Source organism: Streptomyces diacarni (genome assembly GCF_003323715.1).
GTDB lineage: Bacteria > Actinomycetota > Actinomycetes > Streptomycetales > Streptomycetaceae > Streptomyces > Streptomyces diacarni.
The window spans coordinates 21,855-43,471 of the sequence record NZ_QOIN01000028.1 but is presented as its reverse complement, the minus strand read 5'-3'; the positions used below and the strand labels follow the sequence as shown (position 1 = coordinate 43,471).

At 72.3% G+C, this 21,617-nt stretch carries 18 protein-coding genes; 4 read left to right on the top strand and 14 right to left on the bottom strand.

All coding sequences use genetic code 11. The features are described 5' to 3' along the window. Nucleotides 1-233: 233 nt before the first annotated feature. Entirely contained in the window at nucleotides 234-863 is a 630-nt protein-coding gene (locus DTL70_RS03535; RefSeq protein ID WP_245978973.1) for a LysM peptidoglycan-binding domain-containing protein, read from the bottom strand. Nucleotides 864-1,317: 454 nt separating this feature from the next. Here DTL70_RS03535 and DTL70_RS03530 point away from each other — a divergent pair, with 454 nt between their 5' ends. Both DTL70_RS03530 and DTL70_RS03525 read left to right on the top strand, forming a co-directional pair. Further along, nucleotides 1,318-2,151 carry a hypothetical protein gene (locus DTL70_RS03530; RefSeq protein ID WP_114020350.1) on the top strand — a complete coding sequence of 278 codons (834 nt, stop codon included), beginning with the start codon at nucleotides 1,318-1,320 and terminating at the stop codon, nucleotides 2,149-2,151. Nucleotides 2,152-2,353: 202 nt separating this feature from the next. Further along, nucleotides 2,354-2,614 carry a hypothetical protein gene (locus DTL70_RS03525; protein WP_114020349.1) on the top strand — a complete coding sequence of 87 codons (261 nt, stop codon included), beginning with the start codon at nucleotides 2,354-2,356 and terminating at the stop codon, nucleotides 2,612-2,614. Nucleotides 2,615-2,645: 31 nt separating this feature from the next. On the opposite strand, the gene der is transcribed toward DTL70_RS03525, so the two are convergent. From der to DTL70_RS03505, 4 genes are all read right to left on the bottom strand, one after another. After that, nucleotides 2,646-4,124: a ribosome biogenesis GTPase Der gene (gene der, locus DTL70_RS03520; protein ID WP_114020348.1), complete on the bottom strand. Its 1,479-nt coding sequence runs from the start codon at nucleotides 4,122-4,124 to the stop codon at nucleotides 2,646-2,648. Between the two features lie 98 nt (nucleotides 4,125-4,222). After that, nucleotides 4,223-4,810 (bottom strand): lysophospholipid acyltransferase family protein, encoded by a 588-nt coding sequence (locus DTL70_RS03515; RefSeq protein WP_181860785.1) that lies wholly within the window; start codon nucleotides 4,808-4,810, stop codon nucleotides 4,223-4,225. Nucleotides 4,811-4,965: 155 nt separating this feature from the next. Further along, a complete protein-coding gene (gene cmk / locus DTL70_RS03510) occupies nucleotides 4,966-5,700 on the bottom strand; it encodes a (d)CMP kinase (protein WP_245978972.1) in 735 nt (244 codons plus the stop codon). A 251-nt stretch (nucleotides 5,701-5,951) separates the two neighbouring features. Beyond that, the gene (locus DTL70_RS03505; protein ID WP_114020345.1) at nucleotides 5,952-7,043 is read right to left on the bottom strand and encodes a prephenate dehydrogenase; all 1,092 of its coding nucleotides are present in this window, start codon (nucleotides 7,041-7,043) and stop codon (nucleotides 5,952-5,954) included. A 174-nt stretch (nucleotides 7,044-7,217) separates the two neighbouring features. On the opposite strand from DTL70_RS03505, the gene DTL70_RS03500 reads away from it, so the two are divergent. Further along, nucleotides 7,218-7,538: a DUF952 domain-containing protein gene (locus tag DTL70_RS03500; RefSeq protein WP_114020344.1), complete on the top strand. Its 321-nt coding sequence runs from the start codon at nucleotides 7,218-7,220 to the stop codon at nucleotides 7,536-7,538. Nucleotides 7,539-7,772: 234 nt separating this feature from the next. Here DTL70_RS03500 and DTL70_RS03495 read toward each other — a convergent pair whose 3' ends face one another. From DTL70_RS03495 to DTL70_RS03455, 9 genes are all read right to left on the bottom strand, one after another. Next, nucleotides 7,773-8,987 (bottom strand): pseudouridine synthase, encoded by a 1,215-nt coding sequence (locus tag DTL70_RS03495; RefSeq protein WP_114020343.1) that lies wholly within the window; start codon nucleotides 8,985-8,987, stop codon nucleotides 7,773-7,775. After that, complete coding sequence (scpB, locus tag DTL70_RS03490; RefSeq protein ID WP_114020342.1) at nucleotides 8,987-9,682, bottom strand: SMC-Scp complex subunit ScpB; 696 nt, start codon at nucleotides 9,680-9,682, stop codon at nucleotides 8,987-8,989. The genes DTL70_RS03495 and scpB overlap by 1 nt, the downstream gene beginning before the upstream one ends. Before the next feature lie 19 nt (nucleotides 9,683-9,701). Then, nucleotides 9,702-10,778, bottom strand: coding sequence for a segregation and condensation protein A (locus DTL70_RS03485; protein WP_181860764.1), 1,077 nt, complete (start codon nucleotides 10,776-10,778; stop codon nucleotides 9,702-9,704). Nucleotides 10,779-10,803: 25 nt separating this feature from the next. Continuing rightward, nucleotides 10,804-11,463, bottom strand: coding sequence for a hypothetical protein (locus DTL70_RS03480; protein ID WP_245978971.1), 660 nt, complete (start codon nucleotides 11,461-11,463; stop codon nucleotides 10,804-10,806). Then, nucleotides 11,460-12,524 carry a ParA family protein gene (locus DTL70_RS03475; RefSeq protein ID WP_423835367.1) on the bottom strand — a complete coding sequence of 355 codons (1,065 nt, stop codon included), beginning with the start codon at nucleotides 12,522-12,524 and terminating at the stop codon, nucleotides 11,460-11,462. Before DTL70_RS03475 ends, DTL70_RS03480 begins: the two co-directional genes overlap by 4 nt. Nucleotides 12,525-13,069: 545 nt before the next feature. Continuing rightward, a complete protein-coding gene (gene ald / locus DTL70_RS03470) occupies nucleotides 13,070-14,194 on the bottom strand; it encodes an alanine dehydrogenase (protein WP_181860763.1) in 1,125 nt (374 codons plus the stop codon). A gap of 223 nt (nucleotides 14,195-14,417) precedes the next feature. After that, complete coding sequence (locus tag DTL70_RS03465; protein ID WP_114020339.1) at nucleotides 14,418-16,745, bottom strand: tetratricopeptide repeat protein; 2,328 nt, start codon at nucleotides 16,743-16,745, stop codon at nucleotides 14,418-14,420. 261 nt (nucleotides 16,746-17,006) lie between these two features. Next, a complete protein-coding gene (locus tag DTL70_RS03460) occupies nucleotides 17,007-17,645 on the bottom strand; it encodes an NUDIX domain-containing protein (RefSeq protein WP_114020658.1) in 639 nt (212 codons plus the stop codon). Nucleotides 17,646-17,650: 5 nt separating this feature from the next. Further along, nucleotides 17,651-19,300 (bottom strand): CTP synthase, encoded by a 1,650-nt coding sequence (locus tag DTL70_RS03455; RefSeq protein WP_114020338.1) that lies wholly within the window; start codon nucleotides 19,298-19,300, stop codon nucleotides 17,651-17,653. A gap of 416 nt (nucleotides 19,301-19,716) precedes the next feature. On the opposite strand from DTL70_RS03455, the gene DTL70_RS03450 reads away from it, so the two are divergent. After that, nucleotides 19,717-21,549 carry a glycoside hydrolase family 15 protein gene (locus DTL70_RS03450; RefSeq protein ID WP_114020337.1) on the top strand — a complete coding sequence of 611 codons (1,833 nt, stop codon included), beginning with the start codon at nucleotides 19,717-19,719 and terminating at the stop codon, nucleotides 21,547-21,549. Nucleotides 21,550-21,617: the final 68 nt, after the last annotated feature.

The following is a 21,617-nucleotide window of genomic DNA, read 5'->3' as shown; positions in this document are numbered from 1 at the left end:
CACTGTCACCAAGCTAGACCGTTAAGTACCTGGGAGGGTTGGGTGCGCTGAGCAGGTTGTTTCAGAAGAGTTCTGAACGGTTTCACTTTTGTGACCTTGCGCGGGGAACTCTGCCCCTCCCCTGTTCGTTGCTCCGCGACGCCAGGGGCGGACACGAGCGCGGCCCCGCCGGGCACCTGACCCGGCGGGGCCGCTCCCCTCATGAGGGGTCAGCCGATGAGTGGTCCGACGCCTCAGACGTCGAGCTTCTGGCCGATGACGATGAAGTCGGGATCGGAGCCGATGACGTCCTTGTTGGCGGTGTAGAGGTCCTTCCAGCCCTTCCCGTGCGCTGCCGCGATGGAGCCGAGGGTGTCGCCGGACTTGACGGTGTAGTCACCCGCACCACCGCGCACCGCACTGCGGTCGGGGTGCGTGGCGGGCCGGTCCTGCGACTGCTGCCCGCCCTGGCCCTGGCCCTGACCCTGGCCCTGGCCCTCACCCTGGTCCGGCACCGGGGCCGACTGCGGCGGCGTACCGGAGGCCCCGGCCTGCTGGGAGCAGTTGGGCCAGGCTCCCCAGCCCTGGGCCTGCTGCACCTTGGTGGCCACGGCGATCTGCTGCGACCTGCTGGCCTTGTCGGCGGTGGAGGCGTAGGAGCCGCCGCCGTAGGCCTGCCATGTGCTGTTCGAGAACTGAAGACCGCCGTAGTACCCGTTACCGGTGCTGGTCTGCCAGTTCCCACCGCTCTCGCACTGGGCGATGCGGTCCCACACTCCGTCGTTCGACGCCGCCGAGGCCGTCGGAGCCATCGCGGCGAGCAGGGCGAGCGGGGCGGCGATACCGGCACCCGTGAGCACCGCTGCTGTACGACGCTTGAACAAATCAAACCCTCTCCACGAACCCGGGGTCCCCCTCGTTCCCCCGAGCGGACGAGTGGCGGGGCGCACCTGACGCCCGCTCTCGTGCCGCCTGTCCCGGGTGGTGCGCGTTGCACCGTCGTGAAATGTATGGGGTACCTCGCCCGAATTGAAACCAGATCCTCATCTGACCAGGTCAGATGCTGGTTACTCCGTATAACAACGATTTTCGGACACCCCCAAAGTCCCGCAATCCGGGCAGTAGTTGACAGGGTGAGGCGCTCGCTGTGAGTCACTTCACGAGTCGAACTCCCGTCCCCGGCCGCTCTGTTGACGGTGCGTGAGCCCGTGCCCCGCGTACGTGACCGGATACCGGCGGATACGGACAGCCGTCACGCGCCCGCGCGTGACCGTTACCACAGGCCGCCCGTTGTCCAGGCGAACGCCGAACCGAAAGCCAGGAGTCCCCGTGTCCCCCATGCTCGATGTCAGCGACGCCGTACGCGCCGAGATCGGCGAAGCAGAAGCCGACAGGCTGCTCGCCGGAGAGAACACCCCGGGAGAGTACGACTGCACCTCGTGCCGCGCCCGTGGCAACCCCCGCCATGAACGCACCAGCACCGTGCTGTTCGTCGGGGAGGAGACGGCCGTCCTCGCCTTCGCCCACGCCGCGTGCATCCCCTCCCAGGTGGTCACCGTCTCCGAGGACCAGCTCCAGGGCGCCGTACGCACACTGGCAGCCGGCGAGCCCGGTGCCGAGCCGGCCACCGGCCCGGGCCAGGAAACGCCGTCGGCCACCGCACCGCCCGCCGGCGCGAACCCCCAGCCGAACGCCAGGCAGGCCGTGCTCGGCGTGACGTGCGGGCAGGTGCTCCTCGACGACACGCTGCATCCGGCCATCGTGGTCGAGCCGACAGGACCCATCGCACGCCCCGGCTCCGACGGTTCCGGCGACGAGTTCCTGCCGCTGCTGATCGAGCACGGCTTCCTGCCGGTCGACGACGTGGCCCGGCAGCCCGCACCGGTCGCCGGATGGTCGGTGCTGCTGGCCATGGGACAGCTGCACGCCATCCTGCAGCCCCCCACCTCACCCGGCACCCAGCCGGTCGCGTGGTGGCAGGCGCACCAGCCGCTCGCCGTCACCGACGGCTGGCGCACGGCGGCCGCCAAGAGCCACACCGTGCTGGTCTACGCGGCGCCCGCGGGATCCATCGGCCAGCAGCCCCGCGAGGACCTGCTGCGGGAGGCGCTGGAGAAGGCGGCCGCCGGCGGCCTGCTGGTCGCAGGAACGATGCCGCTGGCGGGCACATGAGCCGCCGCACCGCACCGGGGGCCGCCGCGTGAGCGGCGCGCGGCCGCCCCTGCGATCAGGTCATTCGCGGCCCGGGCCCGCATCCGGCACGCCGCACGGTCGTTGGGCAGACGTGCAGCCATACGAGCCTCTCCGAGCCCACCCCGCCCACCACGGCAGCAGCCGGGTACCCGCCCCTTCGGGGACCTTCGTCGTCCCCAGGATGCGGTCGCCGCACAGCGCGTCACCGGAAGGGTCGACACCCATCTACGACTCGCTGTACGCGGAGTACCGCAGACTCTTCCGCGCGCTGCCGGGCGACCGCACGGGCGAAGAGGAGCTGCGGTTCGTGGGGTTCGGCACGGTGCACGGCACGGGCACAGGCTCCTGGCGTGACGAGGACGGGCCCACCGCCTCCTGGCACGCCCCCGTCTGGCACCTGCCCGCACTGCCCCCGGCGCCCCGCCACGGTCACCACCACTGAGGTGGCCGGGCGGGGCCCACCCCGCGCACCGTCACTTCTTGCGGCCGCGCTTCTCCCGTACCCGCACCGAGATCTGCAGCGGCGTCCCCTCGAAACCGAACTCCTCGCGCAGCCGCCGCTCCACGAAACGGCGGTAGCCCGCCTCCAGGAACCCGGAGGCGAACAGCACGAAGCGCGGCGGCTTGGTGCCCGCCTGGGTGCCGAAGAGGATGCGGGGCTGCTTGCCGCCGCGCACCGGGTGCGGGTGCGAGGCCACGATCTCACCGAGGAACGCGTTCAGCTTCCCGGTCGGCACCCGCGTCTCCCAGCCCGCCAGCGCCGTCTCGATCGCGGGCACCAGCTTCTCCACGTGCCGCCCGGTGCGCGCCGAGACGTTGACGCGCGGCGCCCACCGCACCTGCACCAGGTCCCGCTCGATCTCCCGCTCCAGGTAGAAGCGGCGCTCCTCGTCCAGCGTGTCCCACTTGTTGTAGGCCAGCACGACGGCGCGGCCCGACTCGACGGCCATGGTGATGATCCGCAGGTCCTGCACGCTGATCGACTCGCCGACATCGATCAGGACGACCGCGACCTCGGCCTTCTCCAGCGCCGCCGCGGTGCGCAGCGACGCGTAGTAGTCGGCGCCCTCCGTCAGGTGGACCCGGCGCCTGATGCCGGCGGTGTCCACCAGCTTCCACGTCTTGCCGCCGAGTTCGATCAGTTCGTCCACCGGGTCGCGGGTGGTACCGGCCACCTCGTCGACGACGACGCGCTCCTCGCCCGCCACCTTGTTCAGCAGCGAGGACTTTCCGACGTTCGGGCGGCCGATGAGGGCGATCCGGCGCGGCCCGCCCAGCGCCACTCCGCCGAACGTCTCGCGGGGCGCCTCGGGCAGCGCCTTGAGCACCTCGTCCAGCATGTCGCCCGTACCGCGTCCGTGCAGCGCCGAGACGGGGTGCGGTTCGCCCAGGCCCAGCGCCCACAGGTAGGTGGCGTCCGCCTCGCCCGAGGGCCCGTCGACCTTGTTGGCACACAGCACCACCGGCTTGCCCGCGCGGCGCAGCAGCTTGACGACGGCCTCGTCGGTGTCGGTGGCACCCACCGTGGCGTCCACCACGAACACCACCGCGTCGGCGGCCTCCACCGCGAACTCGGCCTGCGCGGCGACCGAGGCGTCGATACCCAGGACGTCCTGCTCCCAGCCGCCGGTGTCGACGACCTTGAAGCGGCGGCCCGCCCACTCGGCCTCGTAGGTCACCCGGTCACGCGTGACGCCGGGACGGTCCTCGACGACCGCCTCGCGGCGGCCGATGATCCGGTTCACCAGCGTCGACTTCCCGACGTTGGGGCGGCCGACGACCGCGAGCACCGGCAGCGGCCCGTGCCCGGCCTCACCGAGCGCGCCCTCGACCTCCTCCTGGTCGAAGCCCTCCTCGGCGGCCATCTCCAGGAACTCGGCGAACTCGGCGTCACCCAGCTCACCGTGCCCGTGCTCGGTGCCGTCGTCGGCGGGCTGCATCTGGTCGTTCATGACGTCTCGTCCTCGTCGTTCAGCGATCCCGTCCAGGGACCGGGGCCGGGCTCATCGGCGGCGGCCGCAGGTCGCGGCGGCCGGCTCGGCGGTACGGATCAGCGGCCGGTCAGCCGCCTGGCGTCTTTCAGATGTGCGGTCAGCCGCTCCTGGAGCTGAACGGTGGCCTGATCCAGCGCCTTGCGCGTCCGGCGCCCCGAGCCGTCGCCCACGGTGAAGGGGTCACCGAAGACCACGTCCACCCGGCTGCGCAGCGGCGGAAGCGCCCGTATCAGCCGCCCGGGGCGGTCGGCGCTGCCGAGCACCACGACCGGGACGATCTGCGCACCGGAGCGCAGCGCGAAGTAGGCGAGCCCGGAGCGCAGCGAGGCGAAGTCGCCCTCGCCCCTGGTGCCCTCGGGAAAGATCCCCAGCACCCCGCCGCGCGCCAGCACCTCCAGCGCGCTGGTGACGGCGTTCCGGTCGGCGGAGGTACGGTCCACCTTCAGCTGGCCGATACCGCGCAGGAACGCGTCGAGCGGGCCCACGAACGCTTCCTTCTTGATCAGGAAGTGCACGGGGCGCGGCGCCGTCCCCATCAGCATCGGGCCGTCGACGTTGTGCGCGTGGTTGACCGCCATGATCACCGGGCCGCCCGGCGGCACCCGCCACGCGCCCAGCACCCGGGGCCGCCACAGCGAGTGCATCAGCCCCAGGCCGATCCGGCGGCCGACGGCGGCGCCCCGCTCGCCGGGGTCGCCGGAAGCGGAGCCCCGTCCGCCGGAAGTCGCGCCCCGGTCGCCGGGGGTGCCCGAAGCCGGCTCCCGCTCGCCGGAGGCGCCGGGAGCGGAGTCCTTCGGCGTCACCGCGCCGCCTCCTCCACCGGCTCCGCCTCGGCCTTGCGTGCCGCGGCCTTCTCCACCAGGGTGACCACGCACTCGATGACCTGCTCCAAGGTCAGCTCCGTGGTGTCCACCTCCACGGCGTCCTCCGCCTTCTTCAGCGGAGAGGCCTTGCGGCTGGAGTCCGCCTTGTCGCGGGCGGTCAGCGCCTGCTGGGTGGCGGCCAGATCCGTCACCGGCTTGCCTTCGGTGGTCTTCAGCTCGCCGCTGCGGCGAGCCGCCCTGGCCTCGGGCGAGGCGGTGAGGAACACCTTCAGGTCGGCCCCCGGCAACACCGTGGTGCCGATGTCCCGGCCCTCGACGACGATGCCGCCGCCCGCTTCGGCGGCGATCGCCCGCTGGAGCTCGGTGATCCGGGTACGCACCTCGGGTACGGCGCTGACCGCGCTGACCGCGGCCGTCACCTCCTGCGTGCGGATCGGGCCCGCGGCGTCGAGCCCGTCTGCCGAGATGGCCGGCTGCCGGGGGTCGGTGCCCGAGACGATGCTCGGCTTGTCCGCCGCGGCGGCGATCGCCTCCTGGTCCGAGACGTCCACACCGTTGCTGAGCATCCACCAGGTGATCGCCCGGTACTGTGCGCCGGTGTCCAGGTAGCTCAGCCCCAGCTGGGCCGCGACGGCCTTGGAGGTGCTCGACTTGCCCGTGCCGGAGGGGCCGTCGATGGCGACAATCACTGCTGCGGGGGTCGCGGACACGGTGGTGGGCACCTTTCGTGGGTCTACGGGCTCTCGGCGCGCGCGGCGCGTGGGGCGGCGTGGGGCGCCTGATTCCCCCGCACCAGGCTACCGGCTGTCGTGGGTGGGCCATGCCGCGCGTCCCGGACCGTCTCGGGACGGTCCGGGCAGCGAGGTGGGCCCCCTCCCCGGGCGGCCCCCGGACGGTCCGGGTGCCTGGGGTGGTCCCCCGGCCGCCGGGGGCCTGGGTGGGCCCGGGGACCGGCTGGCCCCTACTGGCGTAGGGACCAGCCGCGGTCTCTGAGCTCTTGTTCCAGCACCGGCACCGCGCCCGGCTCCACCATCAACTGCATGTAGCCGGCCTGCTGGCCCGTCGCGTGCTCGATGCGGACGTCCTCGATGTTGACCCCCACCGAGTCGGCGTCCGCGAAGATCCTCGCGAGCTGTCCCGGACGGTCGCTGATGAGCACGGTCACCGTCTCGTAGGCGGCCGGCGCCTGCCCGTGCTTGCCCGGAACCCTCGCCCGGCCCGCGTTGCCGCTGCGCAGCAGCATCTCGACGCCCTCGGCGCCGCCGGCCCGCTCCGCCTCGTCCGCCGAGCCCAGCTCCCGCAGCGACCTGACCGCCGCCTGCAGATCGTCGGCGACCTCGGCGAGGACGTCGGCCACAGGTCCTGGATTGGCCGACAGGATGTCCACCCACATCCCCGGATCGGAGCCCGCGATCCGGGTCACGTCACGCATGCCCTGGCCGCACAGGCGCACATCCGTCTCGGCGGCCTCCACCAGCCGCGCCGCGACCAGGCTGGACAGCAGCTGCGGCGTGTGCGAGACGAGAGCGACCGCCCGGTCGTGCGCGTCCGCCTCCATCACCACCGGTACCGCCCCGCACAGCGCGATCAGCTCCAGCGCGAGGTTCAGCACCTCGGTGTCCGTGCCGTGCGTCGGCGTCAGCACCCACGGCCGCCCCTCGAACAGGTCGGCCGTCGCCGCCAGCGGGCCCGACTGCTCCCGGCCCGACATCGGGTGGCTGCCCAGGTAGGTCGTCAGATCGCCGCCCAGCTCGGTCAGCTCCCGGCGCGGCCCGCCCTTGACGCTGCCCACGTCGATCACTCCGCGTGCCAGCCCGCGGCGCTGCACCTGGGCGACGGTCTCCGCGATGTGCGCGGGCGGCACCGCGACGATGGCCAGGTCGACGGGCGAGCCCGGCTCCGGCTCACCCTCCGTGCCCGCGCCCAGTGCGGCGGCCGTACGGACCCGCTCCGGATCACGGTCGCTGAGATGCACCCGCACCCCGCGCGCGGCGAGGGCGAGCGCGGCCGAGGTACCGATGAGGCCCGTGCCGAGCACGAGGGCTGTACGCATGGCTGTCCGGTGTCCTTGCGGGTGGGTGGGTGGATGGGGTGGTCCCAGGTGGGGCGGTCCGGGTGGTCCGGGGGCTCAGTGCCGTGGGACAGGATACGGACCGAAGGTGGAGTGCGTACTGCGCACGCGTGCATGTGCGGGCCGCCCGGCCGGTGAGGCGGTACAAGTGAAGGCATGATCTTCCACGTGGTCCCGCTGGACGACTGGCTGCTGGCCCCGGACCGTCCCTACTCCCCGCGCGTGCTCGCCGAAGACGGCTTCATCCCCTGCACCGCCGACGAACAGCACGCGCTGACCGTCGCCGACGCGCGGTTCCGCGCGGCCGTCGGACCCGTGATGGCGCTCATGATCGACGAACAGCGCTTGGACGCGCGGGTGCGGTGGGAGCCTGCTCCGCTGATCTATGGGCGGGTCAATCGGTCGGCGGTGGCGGGGATGCTGGAGGTTCGGCGCGATGCGGAGGGGAGAGCTCTCGCTCTGGCCCTCTGGTCTTGATCGGGGCTCCGCCCCGTTGGCCCCTCCTGTGGGCGGGCCCCCCATGGCCTTCTCATTCCATGGAGGCCGCCCACCCCTGTGGGGGTTGCCCTCTGTTTGGGGGGCTCCTCCCCCAGACTCCGTCCGGGGGGACCCCCACCCCAACGGCCCCCCGCTACGGGGGCTTCGCCCCCCTAGGAGCCCCCGGGGCATGTGCGGGTTCGCTCTGGAGTGAGAGGGCTCGGACCGGGGCTTTTAGAGATCTACCTCGTTCATGAGCATGCCTACCTCCGTGTTGGTCATGCGACGGAGCCAGCCGGACTTCTGGTCGCCCAGGGCGATGGGGCCGAAACGGGTGCGGACGAGTTTTTCGACGGGGAAGCCGGCTTCGGCGAGCATGCGCCGCACGATGTGCTTACGGCCCTCGTGGAGGGCGACCTCCACGAGGTAGTTCTTGCCGTGGTTCTCGACCACGCGGAAGTGGTCGGCGCGGGCGAAGCCGTCGTCCAGCCGGATGCCGTCCTTGAGCTGCTTGCCCAGTTCCCGCGGCAGCGGGCCCTGGATGGCGGCCAGGTAGGTCTTCGTCACGCCATAGCGCGGGTGGGTGAGGCGGTGGGCCAGCTCACCGTGGTTGGTGAGCAGGATCAGCCCCTCGGTCTCGGTGTCGAGCCTGCCGACGTGGAAGAGCCTGGTCTCGCGGTTCTGGACGTAGTCGCCCAGGCACTGGCGGCCTTCGGGGTCCTCCATCGAGGCGACGACGCCGGCCGGCTTGTTCAGGGCGAAGAAGACGTAGGACTGGGTGGCGATGGTCAGTCCGTCGACCTTGATCTCGTCCTTCTCGGGGTCGACCCGCAGCCCCTGCTCGCGGATGATCTCGCCGTTGACCTCGACCCTGGCCTGTTCGACCAGCTCCTCGCAGGCCCGCCGGGAGCCCATACCCGCCCGGGCCAGCACCTTCTGCAGGCGCTCGCCTTCCTGCTCGCCGAAGGTCTTGGGGAGCTTGACGGCGGGCTTGCTGTGCCGGGCGCGGTTGCGCTCCTCGATCTGGGCCTCGTACTCGCGGGGGCGTGCGGGTGCCGAGGCCCTGCGGTCGCGCGCCTTGGGGGCGCCGCTCTTGGTGACGTTCTTGCGGATGTTGCCACCGCTTTGACCGCCACGGCCGGTCTGGCCGCCTTGGGACTTGGGGCCGCTCCGGGGCTTCTGGGGGCCTTGGGGCTTGGCGCCGCCGCGGCCGCCGCCCTGGTCGCCCGGTCGGCCGTCGCCGCTCGGGCGGCCGCCGGTCTGGGTGTGGCGGCGCTCCTCGGGGCGGGGCTGGCGGGACTGCTGGTCCCGGCCCCGCTGGCCGCCGCCCTGGCCGCGCGGGGCGCCGCCGCGTGGGGTGCCGCCGCGCGGGGCGCCCTGGCCGCCGCGGCCAGCGCCGCCCTGTTTGCCGCCTCGGTTACCGCCGGTGTTCCTGCCGCTGCTTCGCATCAATGTTCCGTCTGGGACTCGGGGGAAGGATCGTCTACGTCGAACGACGGCATGCCTTCTGGGGTCTCCCCCTCCACGGCCTCCGCCTCCGGAAGGAAGGGCGCCAGTTCCGGAAGCTCGTCCAGGCCGCGCAGGCCCATCCGCTCCAGAAAGTAATGCGTCGTCCTGTAAAGGATCGCACCTGTCTCGGGTTCTGTGCCCGCCTCCTCCAGGAGACCGCGCTGGAGCAGCGTACGCATGACGCCGTCGCAGTTCACGCCGCGTACGGCCGAGACGCGGGAGCGGCTGACCGGCTGCCGGTAGGCGACGACGGCGAGGGTCTCCAGCGCGGCCTGGGTCAGCCGTGCCTGCTGGCCGTCGAGCACGAAGCGTTCGACCGCGTCCGCGTAGTCACCGCGCGTGGAGAAGCGCCAGCCGCCGGCGACCAGCCGCAGCTCGAAGCCGCGCCCCTGGACGGTGTACTCGTCGGCCAGCTCGCGCAGGGCGTCGGAGACCTCGCGGGGCCGCCGCTGGAGCACCTTGGCCAGGTGCTCGGCCGTGGCGGGTTCGTCCACGACCATGAGGACCGCCTCCAGGGCGGGCTTCAGCTCCAGCTGAGCGACCTCGGAGCCGCCGGCGGGCGGTTCGGTGCCCTCGCCGACGGCCGCTTGGACCTCGTAGGTCTCCTCGGCCGTGCCGGCTGCTGTGTCACTCATCCCTGTGCTCCCCTGGCTCCTACTTGCCGGCTCCCGGCTCCTGGTCGAACTCGTCGGTCACCACGGGTGCGGTGTCGACCGTGCCGCTCCACCGTACGAGCAGCGCGCCCAGTGCCTCGTCCTGGTCCAGCTCGACGGCCCGCTCGCGGTACAGCTCCAGCAGCGCGAGGAAGCGGGCGACGACGGTGAGGGTGTCGGTGGTGTCCTCGGTCAGCTCCTGGAAGCTGGCCTCGCCCCGCTCCCGCAGCCGCGCGACGACCACCTCGGCCTGCTCGCGGACGCTGACGAGGGGCGCGTGGATGTGCTCGACGTACACCTGCGGTTTCGGCTTGGGCCGCATCGCCTTGACCGCCAGCCTGGCGAAGCCCTCCGGGCCGACGCTGAGCGCCACTTCGGGCAGCAGCTCGGCGTGGTGCGGCTCCAGCCCCACCGTGCGGGGGAAGCGCCGGGCCTCCGTCTCCAGGCGGCCGGCGAAGATCGTGGCGATCTCCTTGTAGGCGCGGTACTGGAGCAGCCGGGCGAAGAGCAGGTCGCGGGCCTCCAGCAGGGCCAGGTCCGCCTCGTCCTCCACTTCGGCCTGCGGCAGCAGCCGTGCGGCCTTCAGGTCCAGCAGCGTGGCGGCGACGACGAGGAATTCGGTGGTCTGGTCGAGGTCCCACGCGGGCCCCATGGCGCGGATGTGCGCCATGAACTCGTCGGTGACCTTCGAGAGCGCGACTTCGGTGACGTCCAGCTTGTGCTTGGAGATGAGTTGGAGGAGGAGGTCGAAGGGGCCCTCGAAGTTGTCCAGGACGACGCGGAAGCGGCCGTCGTCCGCCTCTCCAGCCGCCTCTCGGGCGGATTCTCCCTCGGATTCCCCGGCGGCCTCCGGCTCCGCTTCCGCCGGCGGGCCGACGGTGGTGTCCGGTTCGCCCTCGGGGCCGCTTCGTTGGACGCCGCGGGCCTGCTCCGGCAGGTGGGGCTCGGCCGGGGGGTGTTGAGCGGTCCGTTCGGCGGGCTGCGGCTCCGGCGGCTCGTGCGCCCCCGCGGGCCCCCGCCCCAGCGGTCGGCGGGGGCCCCGGTGGTGGCGCGCGTCGTTCGGAGTCGGTGGGGGCATCGCAGGCAGCGTACTGGCAAGCAGGTCAGCGCCCGCGCAACCGCCGTACGAGGATGCTCGCGTCTCCGCGGGATTCGAGGTCGGCGAGGACCACGGCGACCGCCTCGCGGACGATGCGGCCGCGGTCGACGGCGAGGCCGTGTTCGCCGCGCAGCACCAACCGCGCGTGTTCGAGGTCCATCAGCTCTTCGGCCGAGACGTAGACGGTGATCTTCTCGTCGTGGCGCTCGCGCCCGCTGGGCCTGCGGGCCGCACGTCGCCCTCGTGGGGCGGCCGAAGACGCCTGGGCCTGGCGGTTCTTGGTGCCGCCGCCGCGCCGTGCGGCCCGCTCGCCCTGTGCGGGGGGAACCTGTTGGGGCGGGGTGGTGGCGCGCTGGGCCTCCGGCTTGCCGGTGCCGCGGCCCTGGCGGCCCGCGTGCTCGGCCGGGTCGGCGGCGGCCCGGCCGGCGGACTCGTCGGCCGCGGCGTGGTCGCCGCCCTCGGACTCGGCCGCGGGCTCGGGGGACGGCGCCGGCACCTTCGGCGCGGTGGACGGCGAGGCGCCGCCGGCGGCCCCCTGCGGGGGTGGCGCCGTCTCGCCGTTCACCTGGCCGACCTGTGCGGGCGGCCCCTGTTGCGGCGCCGACGACTGGACCGCGGCGCCACCGGTCGTACGGAACAATTCGTCGGCTGCCGGGAGACTCACTCGGCGTGGCACCGGGCGAGCACCTCCCTGGCGAGCTGGCGGTAGGCGGCGGCGCCGACGGAGTTGGAGGCGTACGTCGTGATCGGTTCGCCCGCGACGGTCGTCTCGGGGAAGCGGACGGTACGCCCGATGACCGTGTGGTAGACGTTGTTGTCGAACGCCTCGACGACGCGGGCGAGCACCTCACGGCTGTGCACGGTGCGCGAGTCGTACATCGTCGCCAGGATCCCGTCGAGCTCCAGCTCCGGGTTGAGCCTCTCCTGGACCTTCTCGATCGTCTCGGTCAGCAGCGCGACACCGCGGAGCGCGAAGAACTCGCACTCCAGGGGCACGATCACCTTGTGCGCCGCGGTCAGCGCGTTGACGGTGAGCAGGCCGAGCGAGGGCTGGCAGTCGATGACGATGAAGTCGTAGTCGCTCAGCAGCGGGCCGAGGGCGCGTTGCAGGGTGGATTCGCGGGCCACCTCGCTGACGAGCTGGACCTCGGCTGCCGACAGGTCGATGTTGCTGGGCAGCAGGTCCATGCCGGCGACCGCCGTCTTCAGCAGCACCTCGTCGGGGGCCAGGCCGCGTTCCATCAGGAGGTTGTAGACCGTCAGGTCCAGCTCCATCGGGTTGACGCCGAGGCCGACGGACAGGGCGCCCTGCGGGTCGAAGTCGACCAGCAGCACGCGCCGCCCGTACTCCGCGAGTGCGGCGCCCAGGTTGATGGTGGAGGTCGTCTTGCCGACCCCGCCCTTCTGGTTGCACATCGCGATGATCTTGGCGGGGCCGTGCTCGTTGACCGGACCGGGGATCGGGAAGTACGGCAGCGGGCGCCCGGTCGGGCCGATGCGTTCACGCCGCTGGCGCGCCGCGTCGGGCGCGAGCGTGGCCGCGTACTCCGGATCGGGTTCGTACTCCGCGTCCGGGTCGTAGAAGTGCCCCTCGGGCAGTTCGCCGTAGTTGGGGTCGTAGTGCGGATCGGTGTAGTCGGCGAAACGCTCGGCGGACTGACCGTTCGTAGCGTCGCCGGCCGTGGCGTTCACGTGTTGGCCGTCCGTGCTCTGGTTGGCTGTCATGGTGTGCGTCGGGTTCTGGTGGGCTGCGAAGGTGCGGACAGCGACGGAGCCGACACCCTCGGGACCTGTGGGGCCCGAGGACCCCTGGCCGAGTGCAGGCGCTCCTGGTTGACCACCCCCGGGAGAAAATGTCGACTCGTTCACAAGTCGTCTTACCTCCTAAGGTGACCAGGAAATTTCTCGACTAGTCAGCGTGACACCATGCCGACGGTTGGCGACTCTATGGCGTGTCGGCGGTCCGCAGCAACACAATCCGCCGGAGACGGCACGATGTGTCGGTATGCGAGCCCCGTTGTGTCAAGAGGCCCCCGGGTGACCCCGGGGCCGTTTCACCGGTGGGCAAATCGGTGAGACAGTTACTTTTGCGGCGAATTGGCGTTGCTGTACGGGCGCATGACGACGTCACCGTCCGGACCGTGGCGCCACGGTCCGGACGGTGACGTGATGTTGCCGACGTTGACTTGAGGGGTTGACCCGCCCGCACCGCGGCCCGGCATCCGCCGGGGCCCTCCCCCGCCGGTCGCCGTCCTCGCCGGGCGCGCGCCTCAGCCGAGCAGGGACGCGGTGTCGCGCACCGGCAGGCCGTGCGCCTCGCCGACGGAGCCGTAAGTGACCTCGCCGTCGTGCGTGTTGAGGCCCTTGGCCAGCGCCGGGTCGCGGCGCAGCGCCTCGCGCCAGCCGCGGTTCGCGACCTCCACGATGTAGGGCAGCGTCGCGTTGGTCAGCGCGTGCGTGGAGGTGTTCGGCACCGCACCGGGCATGTTGGCGACGCAGTAGAAGACCGAGTCGTGCACCGGGAAGATCGGCTCGGCGTGCGTGGTCGGCGCCGAGTCCTCGAAGCAGCCGCCCTGGTCGATCGCGATGTCGACAAGAACACTTCCGGGCTTCATCCGGGACACCAGGTCGTTGGTGACCAGCTTCGGGGCCTTGGCGCCGGGGATGAGCACGGCACCGACGATCAGGTCGGCCTCCAGCACGGCACGCTCCAGCTCGAAGGCGTTGGAGGCGATGGTGCGCACCCGGGTGCCGAAGATCCTGTCGGCCTCGCGGAGCTTGTTGACGTCCTTGTCGAGCAGCGTGACGTGGAAGCCCAGGCCGACGGCGATCTGGGTGGCGTTCCAGCCGGAGACGCCGCCGCCGATGACGACCGCGCGCCCCGGGTCGACCCCTGGCACGCCGCCGGGCAGTACCCCGCGGCCGCCCGCCGAGGCCATCAGGTGGTAGGCGCCGACCTGCGGGGCGATGCGCCCGGCGACCTCGGACATCGGGGCGAGCAGCGGCAGGGTGCGGTTCGGCAGCTCGACCGTCTCGTAGGCGATGGCCGTGGTGCCCGCCTTAAGCAGCGCGTCCGTGCACTCCCGGGAGGCGGCCAGGTGCAGGTAGGTGAAGAGCGTCTGGTCCTTGCGGAGCCTGTGGTACTCCTCGGCGACCGGCTCCTTGACCTTCAGCAGCAGGTCGGCGGTGGCCCACACCTCGTCGGCGGTGTCCAGGACGGCGGCGCCGGCCGCGGCGTACTCACCGTCGGGGATCGAAGAGCCCGCCCCGGCGTTCTTCTCGACGAACACCTGGTGGCCGTTGCGGACCAGCTCCATCACTCCGGCCGGGGTGATGGCGACGCGGTACTCGTTGTTCTTGACCTCGCGGGGAATGCCGACCTTCACGTCGATCACGGTCCTTCACTCAGGGTGCAGAAGGCAGTAGAGAAGCCGGGTCGCGCATGCTCGAAGACACCCGGGGGGACCGCGGCTCGACCAGTTTAATAAAGGAGGCTGAGCTGTCTAGCCTTACAAACGGTCGATCTTTTTCGTTATCGCTATACGTTTCGCAGGTTGCGGGGCGTCCGGCCCGAGTCCCCGCACACCCCGAGAGCGCGCAGTGACCCCCCTCACAGCCCTACGCGCCCCCCGCACCCGGTTCGGCCGGCCCCCGCTCGCCCTCCGCCGCGGCCACCCGCGCTCCACCACCGTCCGTGCGCGCCTCCCCGGCCGCCGCGCCGTCGGAGCGAGGCGGCGGCAACGTGCCGAGCAGCCGCTCCGCCGCCGCGCGGTGCCGCCGGGCCGCACGCGGGTGGCAGGCCCGCTCGCACACCCCGGCCGCGCGCAGCTCCAGCGCCGCCTCCAACCGCCCGTCTCCCGCACCGCGCGCCGCCACCAGCGCCTGGTCGCACGAACGCAGCGCCTCGTGCGGGCGCCCCGCGCACTCCTGGACGCGGGCGACCTCCGCCAGCGCGCGCGCCTGCGCCGCCGGCTCACGGAGCCTGCGGAACGCCGCAGCCGAGGCACGCCAGGCACGCAGTGCCTCGTCCCAGCGCTCCGCGTAGGTGTGCACCGCGCCGATCCGGCCGTGGAGCCGTGCCGCGGCCTCGCGGTCGGCGCGCTCGCCCCGGGTCAGCCGCAGCGCGAGCGCCCTGCCGTACCAGTCGGCGGCCCGCTCCCAGTCCTCCAACTCGGCGTAGCAGCCGGCCAGTGACTCCATGGCCCGGCCCGCCGCCCACTCGTCCTCACCCTCGCGCGCGGCGTCCAGGGCCGCGCGGTAGCGCACCAGCGCGTCCTCCAAGCGGTCCGTGTCCGCGTCGAGACCGCCCAGGTTGAGCAGCGCCGCCGCCCGCTCCCGGTGCCGGTGGCCCCGCTCGGCCACCCGCAGCACCAACTCGTGCAGCCGGTAGAGCTCCGGCGCGGCCTCCTCGGGGTCCCGGTGCGCGTCGAAGGCGCGGGCCAGCGCGGAGACCAGCCGCCGGGCCAGCGTGTCCAGCTCGCCACCGCCCTCCGCGACGGCCATCCGTGCCGCGGCGAGCAGCGCGGGACGCCGCGCCTGGAGCCAGGAACGGGCCTCGGCGCGGTGGGCGAAGCGCAAGCCCCGCTCCATCCCCGCCATCCGTGCGCGCCCCGGCGAACCGGCGGGCTCGCACACCGCACGGCAGGCCTGGAGCTGCCGCACCAGCCGCTCCAGCATCCGGGCCCGCGCCAGCATCGCCTCGGCGGGACGCTCACGCGCCGCGAGTTCGGCGCGCAGCAGCGGATCCAGGCAGCCCGGCACCTGGTAGCGGTCCCCGCCCAGCGCGCGCAGCAGTCCGAGCCGTACGAACTCATCCAGTGCCAGGCACGCCGTGCTCACCGAGCAGCCGCCGAGCGACGACGCCGTCTGCGGATCCACGCATCCGGCCGGCGCGAGCGCCAGCAGCCGCAACAGCCGCGCGGAGGACCGCGGCAGAGAGCCGTGCACCAGCTGGAAGGCCCGCACGAGCGGTTCGGGGGTTCCCCGTGCGGTCGTCCGTTCGGCGCCGGGCGCCTCCCCGGCCGCCGACGGGCCGCGGGACTCGGCGGTCTCCTCCCGCTCCGTGCCGGGGCCGGCCGGGGACTGCGCGGCGGCACGCGCCCCGTCCGTCTCCCGGTCTTCGAAGCCGCCGCCGTCCTGCGGCTCGGCCTCCTCGGGCCCGGCGGCCGTCCCGGAGAGGGCCTGCGCGGCCTGTAGCACGGAGAGCATGGGCCGGGAGGCCAGCCAGCCCCCCATCAGCGTCAGCGCCGCGGGCAGGTCGCCGCACCGCTCGGCGAGCGTCTCCGCGCTGCGCGGGTCCACCGTGAAACGGGGTGAGGATCCCGCGTACCGGGCCAGCAGCGCCACGGAAGCGGCCCGCTCCAGACCCCCCAGGGTGCAGGGCCGTACGTCGGGTACGTCGGTCAGCGGGCCGGTCGCGACGGCGACGACGAGGCAGTCGCGGCTGGCCGGGACCAGGTCGAGGAGCTGCTCGGAGTCCGCCACGTCGTCCAGCAGCAGCACGGTGGCGCCCCGGCGGGTGAGGGCGGCACGGAAGGCCTCCGCGACGGCGGCCTCGTCGGCACCGGGCGCGGGCGCCGCGTCCCGGCGCGGCCGGGAAGCGTCCTGCCCGGGCGTGCCGGTCCCGGCCATCGCTGCCAGCAGGTCGCGGGCGGTGCGTTCGGTCGGTACGGGGACGCCGCCCGGATCGGTGAGGCGGGCCCGCAGCACTCCGCCCGGGTAGCGGTCGGCGATCCGCCGCACGAACTCCTCCGCCAGGGCGGTACGGCCGGCCCCCGGCGCACCGGCGATCAGCAGGATGCGGCAGTGCGGCGGGGGCTGCCCGGACAGCGTGTGCAGCCCGACGCGCTCGATGTCCTGGCGCAGTGCGCTCAGTTCGCGGCCGCGGCCCGTGAACGGGTGGGGGCTCGGCCCCGTCGCTGCGGGCTCCACCGCCTGGTCTGTCACGGGCTACGCTCCCGTTCGCTGTTCACCTGGTGTGCGCGAGACGAATCACTGGCGAGCGTAGTTCACCGCCTGCCGCGAACCGGGGCCGACAACCGCCCCTGCCACCTGAAAAAATCACCACACCGGCTCACGGTCGCCCTCCTTCGCGGCAGGAGAGCAACGCGGTGCCCCTGCGCCCGCCGGCCGCGAGAGGCCGGCAGGCGGCCCCCGAGGGGGCTCCCACACGGGCGGAGCCCCCTGCGCGGTGGACGACGCGTCGGGTTACCGGGCCTCGAACGGCCGGGCCGGCCACGGCGCCTGCGCCGCACGCAGCGCCCCGGGGCCGCCCCCGCTCGCCAGCGCGGCGCTCAGCGCCAGGCACCCCACCACGAGGCAGTTGTTGTGCAGCTCACCGGCGAGAGCGCCGCGCACCAGCTCTTCCAGCGGAACGCGCGCGACCTCCATGTCGGCCTCCTCCTCGGAGACCTCGAAGCGCTCGCCCTCGACGTCGGACAGCTGACGGGCGAGGAAGATGCGCACGGCCTCGTCGCTGCCGCCCGGGGTGGTGTAGACGTCGACGAGGACCCGCCAGTCCTCGGCCTTCGTGTGCGCCTCCTCGTACAGCTCGCGCTCCGCGGCGGCGAGCGGGTTCTCGCCGGGTACGTCGAGGAGCCCGGCGGGGATCTCCCACAGCTTCTCGCGCACGGGATGCCGGTACTGGTTGACGACCAGGACGCGGTCCTGCTCGTCGAGGGCGAGGATGGCCACGGACCCGGGGTGGGTCTGGTAGTCGCGGCCGACGACGGAGCCGTCGGGCATGACGACCTGGTCGGTACGCACACCGGTCTTGTTGCCCTGGAACGGGGTGGAGGTCGCGGTGACCTCCCACTCCGCGGGCGTGTCGGAGATGCGGGTGACCATGGTGCTCACTCTCCCTGCTGACGGGCGACGGCGGCCTTGACCAGCCCGGCGAACAGCGGGTGCGGGCGGGTGGGGCGGGAACGCAGCTCCGGGTGGGCCTGGGTGGCCACCAGGTAGGGGTGGACCTCGCGCGGGTACTCGACGTACTCGACGAGCTTGTTGTCGGGCGAGGTGCCGGAGAAGACGAGCCCGGCCTTCTTCTCCAGCTCGGTGCGGTAGTGGTTGTTGACCTCGTACCTGTGGCGGTGGCGCTCCTCGACGTAGGCCTCGTCGTCGTAGGCCTCGCGCACGAGGGAGCCCTCGGCGAGCTTGGCCGGGTACATGCCCAGCCGCATGGTGCCGCCCATGTCGCCCTCACCGGCGACGATGTCGAGCTGCTCCTCCATGGTGGAGATGACCGGGTGCGCGGTGGACCGGTCGAACTCGGTGGAGTTGGCGTCGGTGATGCCGGCCAGGTTGCGGGCGCCCTCGATGACGATGCACTGGAGCCCCAGGCACAGGCCGAGGAGGGGGACGCGGTTCTCGCGGGCGTAGGTGATGGCGCCGACCTTGCCGTCCACACCGCGCTCGCCGAAGCCGCCGGGGATGCACACCGCGTCGCAGTCGCCGAGCCGGCGCCTGGCGCCCTCGGGGGTGCGGCAGTCGTCGGAGGTGACCCATTTGATCTTGACGCGGGCCCGGTTGGCGAAGCCGCCGGCGCGCAGCGCCTCGGTGACCGACAGGTAGGCGTCGGGCAGGTCGATGTACTTGCCGACCAGCGCCACGGTGACCTCGTGGTCGGGCTCGTGGACGCGGCGCAGCAGGTCCTCCCACTGGGTCCAGTCCACGTCGCGGAAGGGCAGGTCGAGCTTGCGGACGACGTAGGCGTCCAGGCCCTCGGAGTGGATGACCTTGGGGATGTCGTAGATGGAGCGGGCGTCCTTGCAGGCGACGACGGCCGCGTCGTCCACGTCGCACATCAGCCCGATCTTCCGCTTGATGGAGACGGGCACGTCGCGGTCGGCCCGCAGCACGATCGCGTCGGGCTGGATACCGATGTTGCGCAGCGCGGCGACGGAGTGCTGGGTGGGCTTGGTCTTCAGCTCGCCCGAGGGGCCGATGTAGGGCAGCAGCGAGATGTGGACGACGAAGACGTTGTCGCGGCCCACCTCGTGGCGGACCTGGCGGACGGCCTCCAGGAACGGCAGCGACTCGATGTCGCCGACGGTGCCGCCGACCTCGGTGATGACGACGTCCACGTCGTCGGTGGCCATGCGGCGGATGCGGCTCTTGATCTCGTTGGTGATGTGCGGGATCACCTGCACGGTGTCGCCCAGGTACTCGCCGCGCCGCTCCTTGGCGATGACCGTGGAGTAGACCTGGCCCGTGGTGACGTTGGCGGTGCCGTCGAGGTCGACGTCGAGGAACCGCTCGTAGTGGCCGATGTCCAGGTCGGTCTCGGCGCCGTCGTTGGTGACGAACACCTCACCGTGCTGGAAGGGGTTCATCGTGCCCGGGTCGACGTTCAGGTAGGGGTCGAGCTTTTGCATGGTGACCCGCAGACCCCGGGCCTTGAGCAGGGCGCCCAGGCTGGAGGCGGTGAGCCCTTTGCCGAGCGAGGAGGCGACCCCCCCGGTGACGAAGAGGTGCTTGGTCGTCATGGACGAAGGCGGCATGGCCAAGAGGGGGCTCCCGTGGTCGCTTGGTGGGGTGCGGAGGCTGCATCCTGGAGGGGTGTCCGGGTGGGGCCTCGCTGCGGTTCGGGGGGCTGGCGTCTCGAACAGATCGCGTTCGCGGCCCACCGCTCCACGGGCTACCAGCGTAACAGTGCCGCGGATCCTGTGCCGCTGCCGAGGTCGGTGGCGCCGCCGGGCAAGCCGTCACACGCCCCCCAGGGTGACGGTGGAGTCGCAGCAGGTGAACGCGGTAGCGAAGGTCACCCCATCGGCGCAGCCGGACTCAGCCGACCGTCGGGCGGAAGGGATCCCAGCGTCGTATCCTGCACGGACACTTGCCAAGGACAGGCAGAAACACACAGGTCAACCAGCACGTCCCACGGGGGCGTCGCCGTTCGTTTTTCGTTCGACTGGAGATGCACGTGGCTGGGCGCATCGAGGATTACGCACTCATCGGGGATATGCAGACAGCTGCCCTTGTGGGCAGAGACGGAGCGGTGGACTGGCTGTGTCTGCCCCGCTTCGACTCCCATGCCGTCTTCGCGGGCCTCCTCGGCACCGAGGAGCACGGCTTGTGGCGGGTGGGCCCTGCCCACCCCGCGGGCGGCGACCCGCCACGGGCCGACCGCCGCCGCTACCGGGGGGACTCACTCGTACTGGAGTCGGAATGGGACACCCCCAGGGGGACGGTCCGCATCATCGATTTCATGCCTCCGCGTGAGAATCACCCGCCCAAGCTGGTGCGGATCGTGGAGGGGGTCAGCGGGCGGGTGCGGATGCACTCGGCGCTGCGAATGCGGTTCTCCTACGGCTGGGTCGTGCCGTGGGTGCACAAGCTGGACGATCGCACCGCTGCCGTCGCCGGGCCCGACTCCGTGTGGCTGGACACCGAGGTCGACAGCTACGGCGAGGATCTGACGACCTACTCCGACTTCACCGTCGGCCCCGGCGACCGGGTGGCGCTGACGATCAGCTGGGAGGCGTCGCACCGCGAGCCGCCGCCGCTCCCCGAGCCGGAGGAGGCGCTGCGCACCACCGAGGAGTTCTGGCGCGACTGGGTCGAGACGTGCACCTACCACGGGCCCTACCGGGAGGCCGTGGTCCGTTCGCTGATCACGCTGAAGGCGCTCACCTACGCGCCGACCGGCGGGATCGTCGCCGCACCGACCACGTCGCTGCCCGAGGCGATCGGCGGAGAGCGGAACTGGGACTACCGCTTCACCTGGCTGCGCGACGCGGCCATCACCCTCTCCTCCCTGCTGCGCACCGGATACCGCGAGGAGGCGCGAGCCTGGCGCGAGTGGCTGCTGCGCGCGGTGGCGGGCGACCCGGAGAATCTCCAGATCATGTACGGCATCGCGGGCGAACGCGAGCTGTCCGAGGCCGAGCTGACCTGGCTGCCGGGCTACGAGAACTCCCAGCCGGTACGCGTCGGCAACGGCGCGGCGGGCCAGCTCCAGCTCGACGTGTACGGCGAGGTCGTCGAGGCCCTGCACCTGGGCCACATGACGGGCCTGGCCCGCAACGACTACGCGCAGCTCCTCCAGCTGAAACTCATCGGCTATCTGGAGGACCACTGGGACGAGCCCGACGAGGGCATCTGGGAGGTGCGCGGTCCGCGCCGGCACTTCGTCCACTCGAAGGTGATGGCCTGGGTGGCCGTCGACCGCACGGTCAAGATGATCGAGGCGGGCGACGTGGACGGCCCGGTCGAACGCTGGCGCAACCTGCGCGACGAGATCCACCGCGAGGTGTGCGAGAAGGGCTACGACAAGGAACGCAACACGTTCACGCAGTCCTACGGCTCCCGGGAACTGGACGCCTCGCTGCTGCTGATCCCGCAGATGGGCTTCCTGCCGCCGGACGACAAGCGGGTCATCGGCACCATCGAGGCCATCCAGCGGGAGCTGTCGACCGAGGACGGCTTCGTGCTGCGCTACCCGACCAGCGCGGAGGCGGGACCCGACGGCGAGCCGTGCGAGAACCTCGACGGGCTCGCGGGCGAGGAGGGAGCCTTCCTGGCCTGCTCGTTCTGGCTCGCCGACGACCTGGCGATGATCGGCCGGGTCGACGAGGCACGGAAGCTGTTCGAGAAGCTGCTGGCCCTGCGCAACGACGTGGGCCTGCTGGCGGAGGAGTGGGACTCGGGCAACCAGCGGCAGGTGGGCAACTTCCCGCAGGCCTTCAGCCACGTCCCGCTGATCGACACGGCCCTGCGGCTGACCGCCTCGGGGGCCTACGGGGTCTGAGACGTCGAGGCCTTGGATCCACAGGTCCGGGGCCCGGCGGAAGAGCGAAGTGCGAGCGCCCGGTGCCC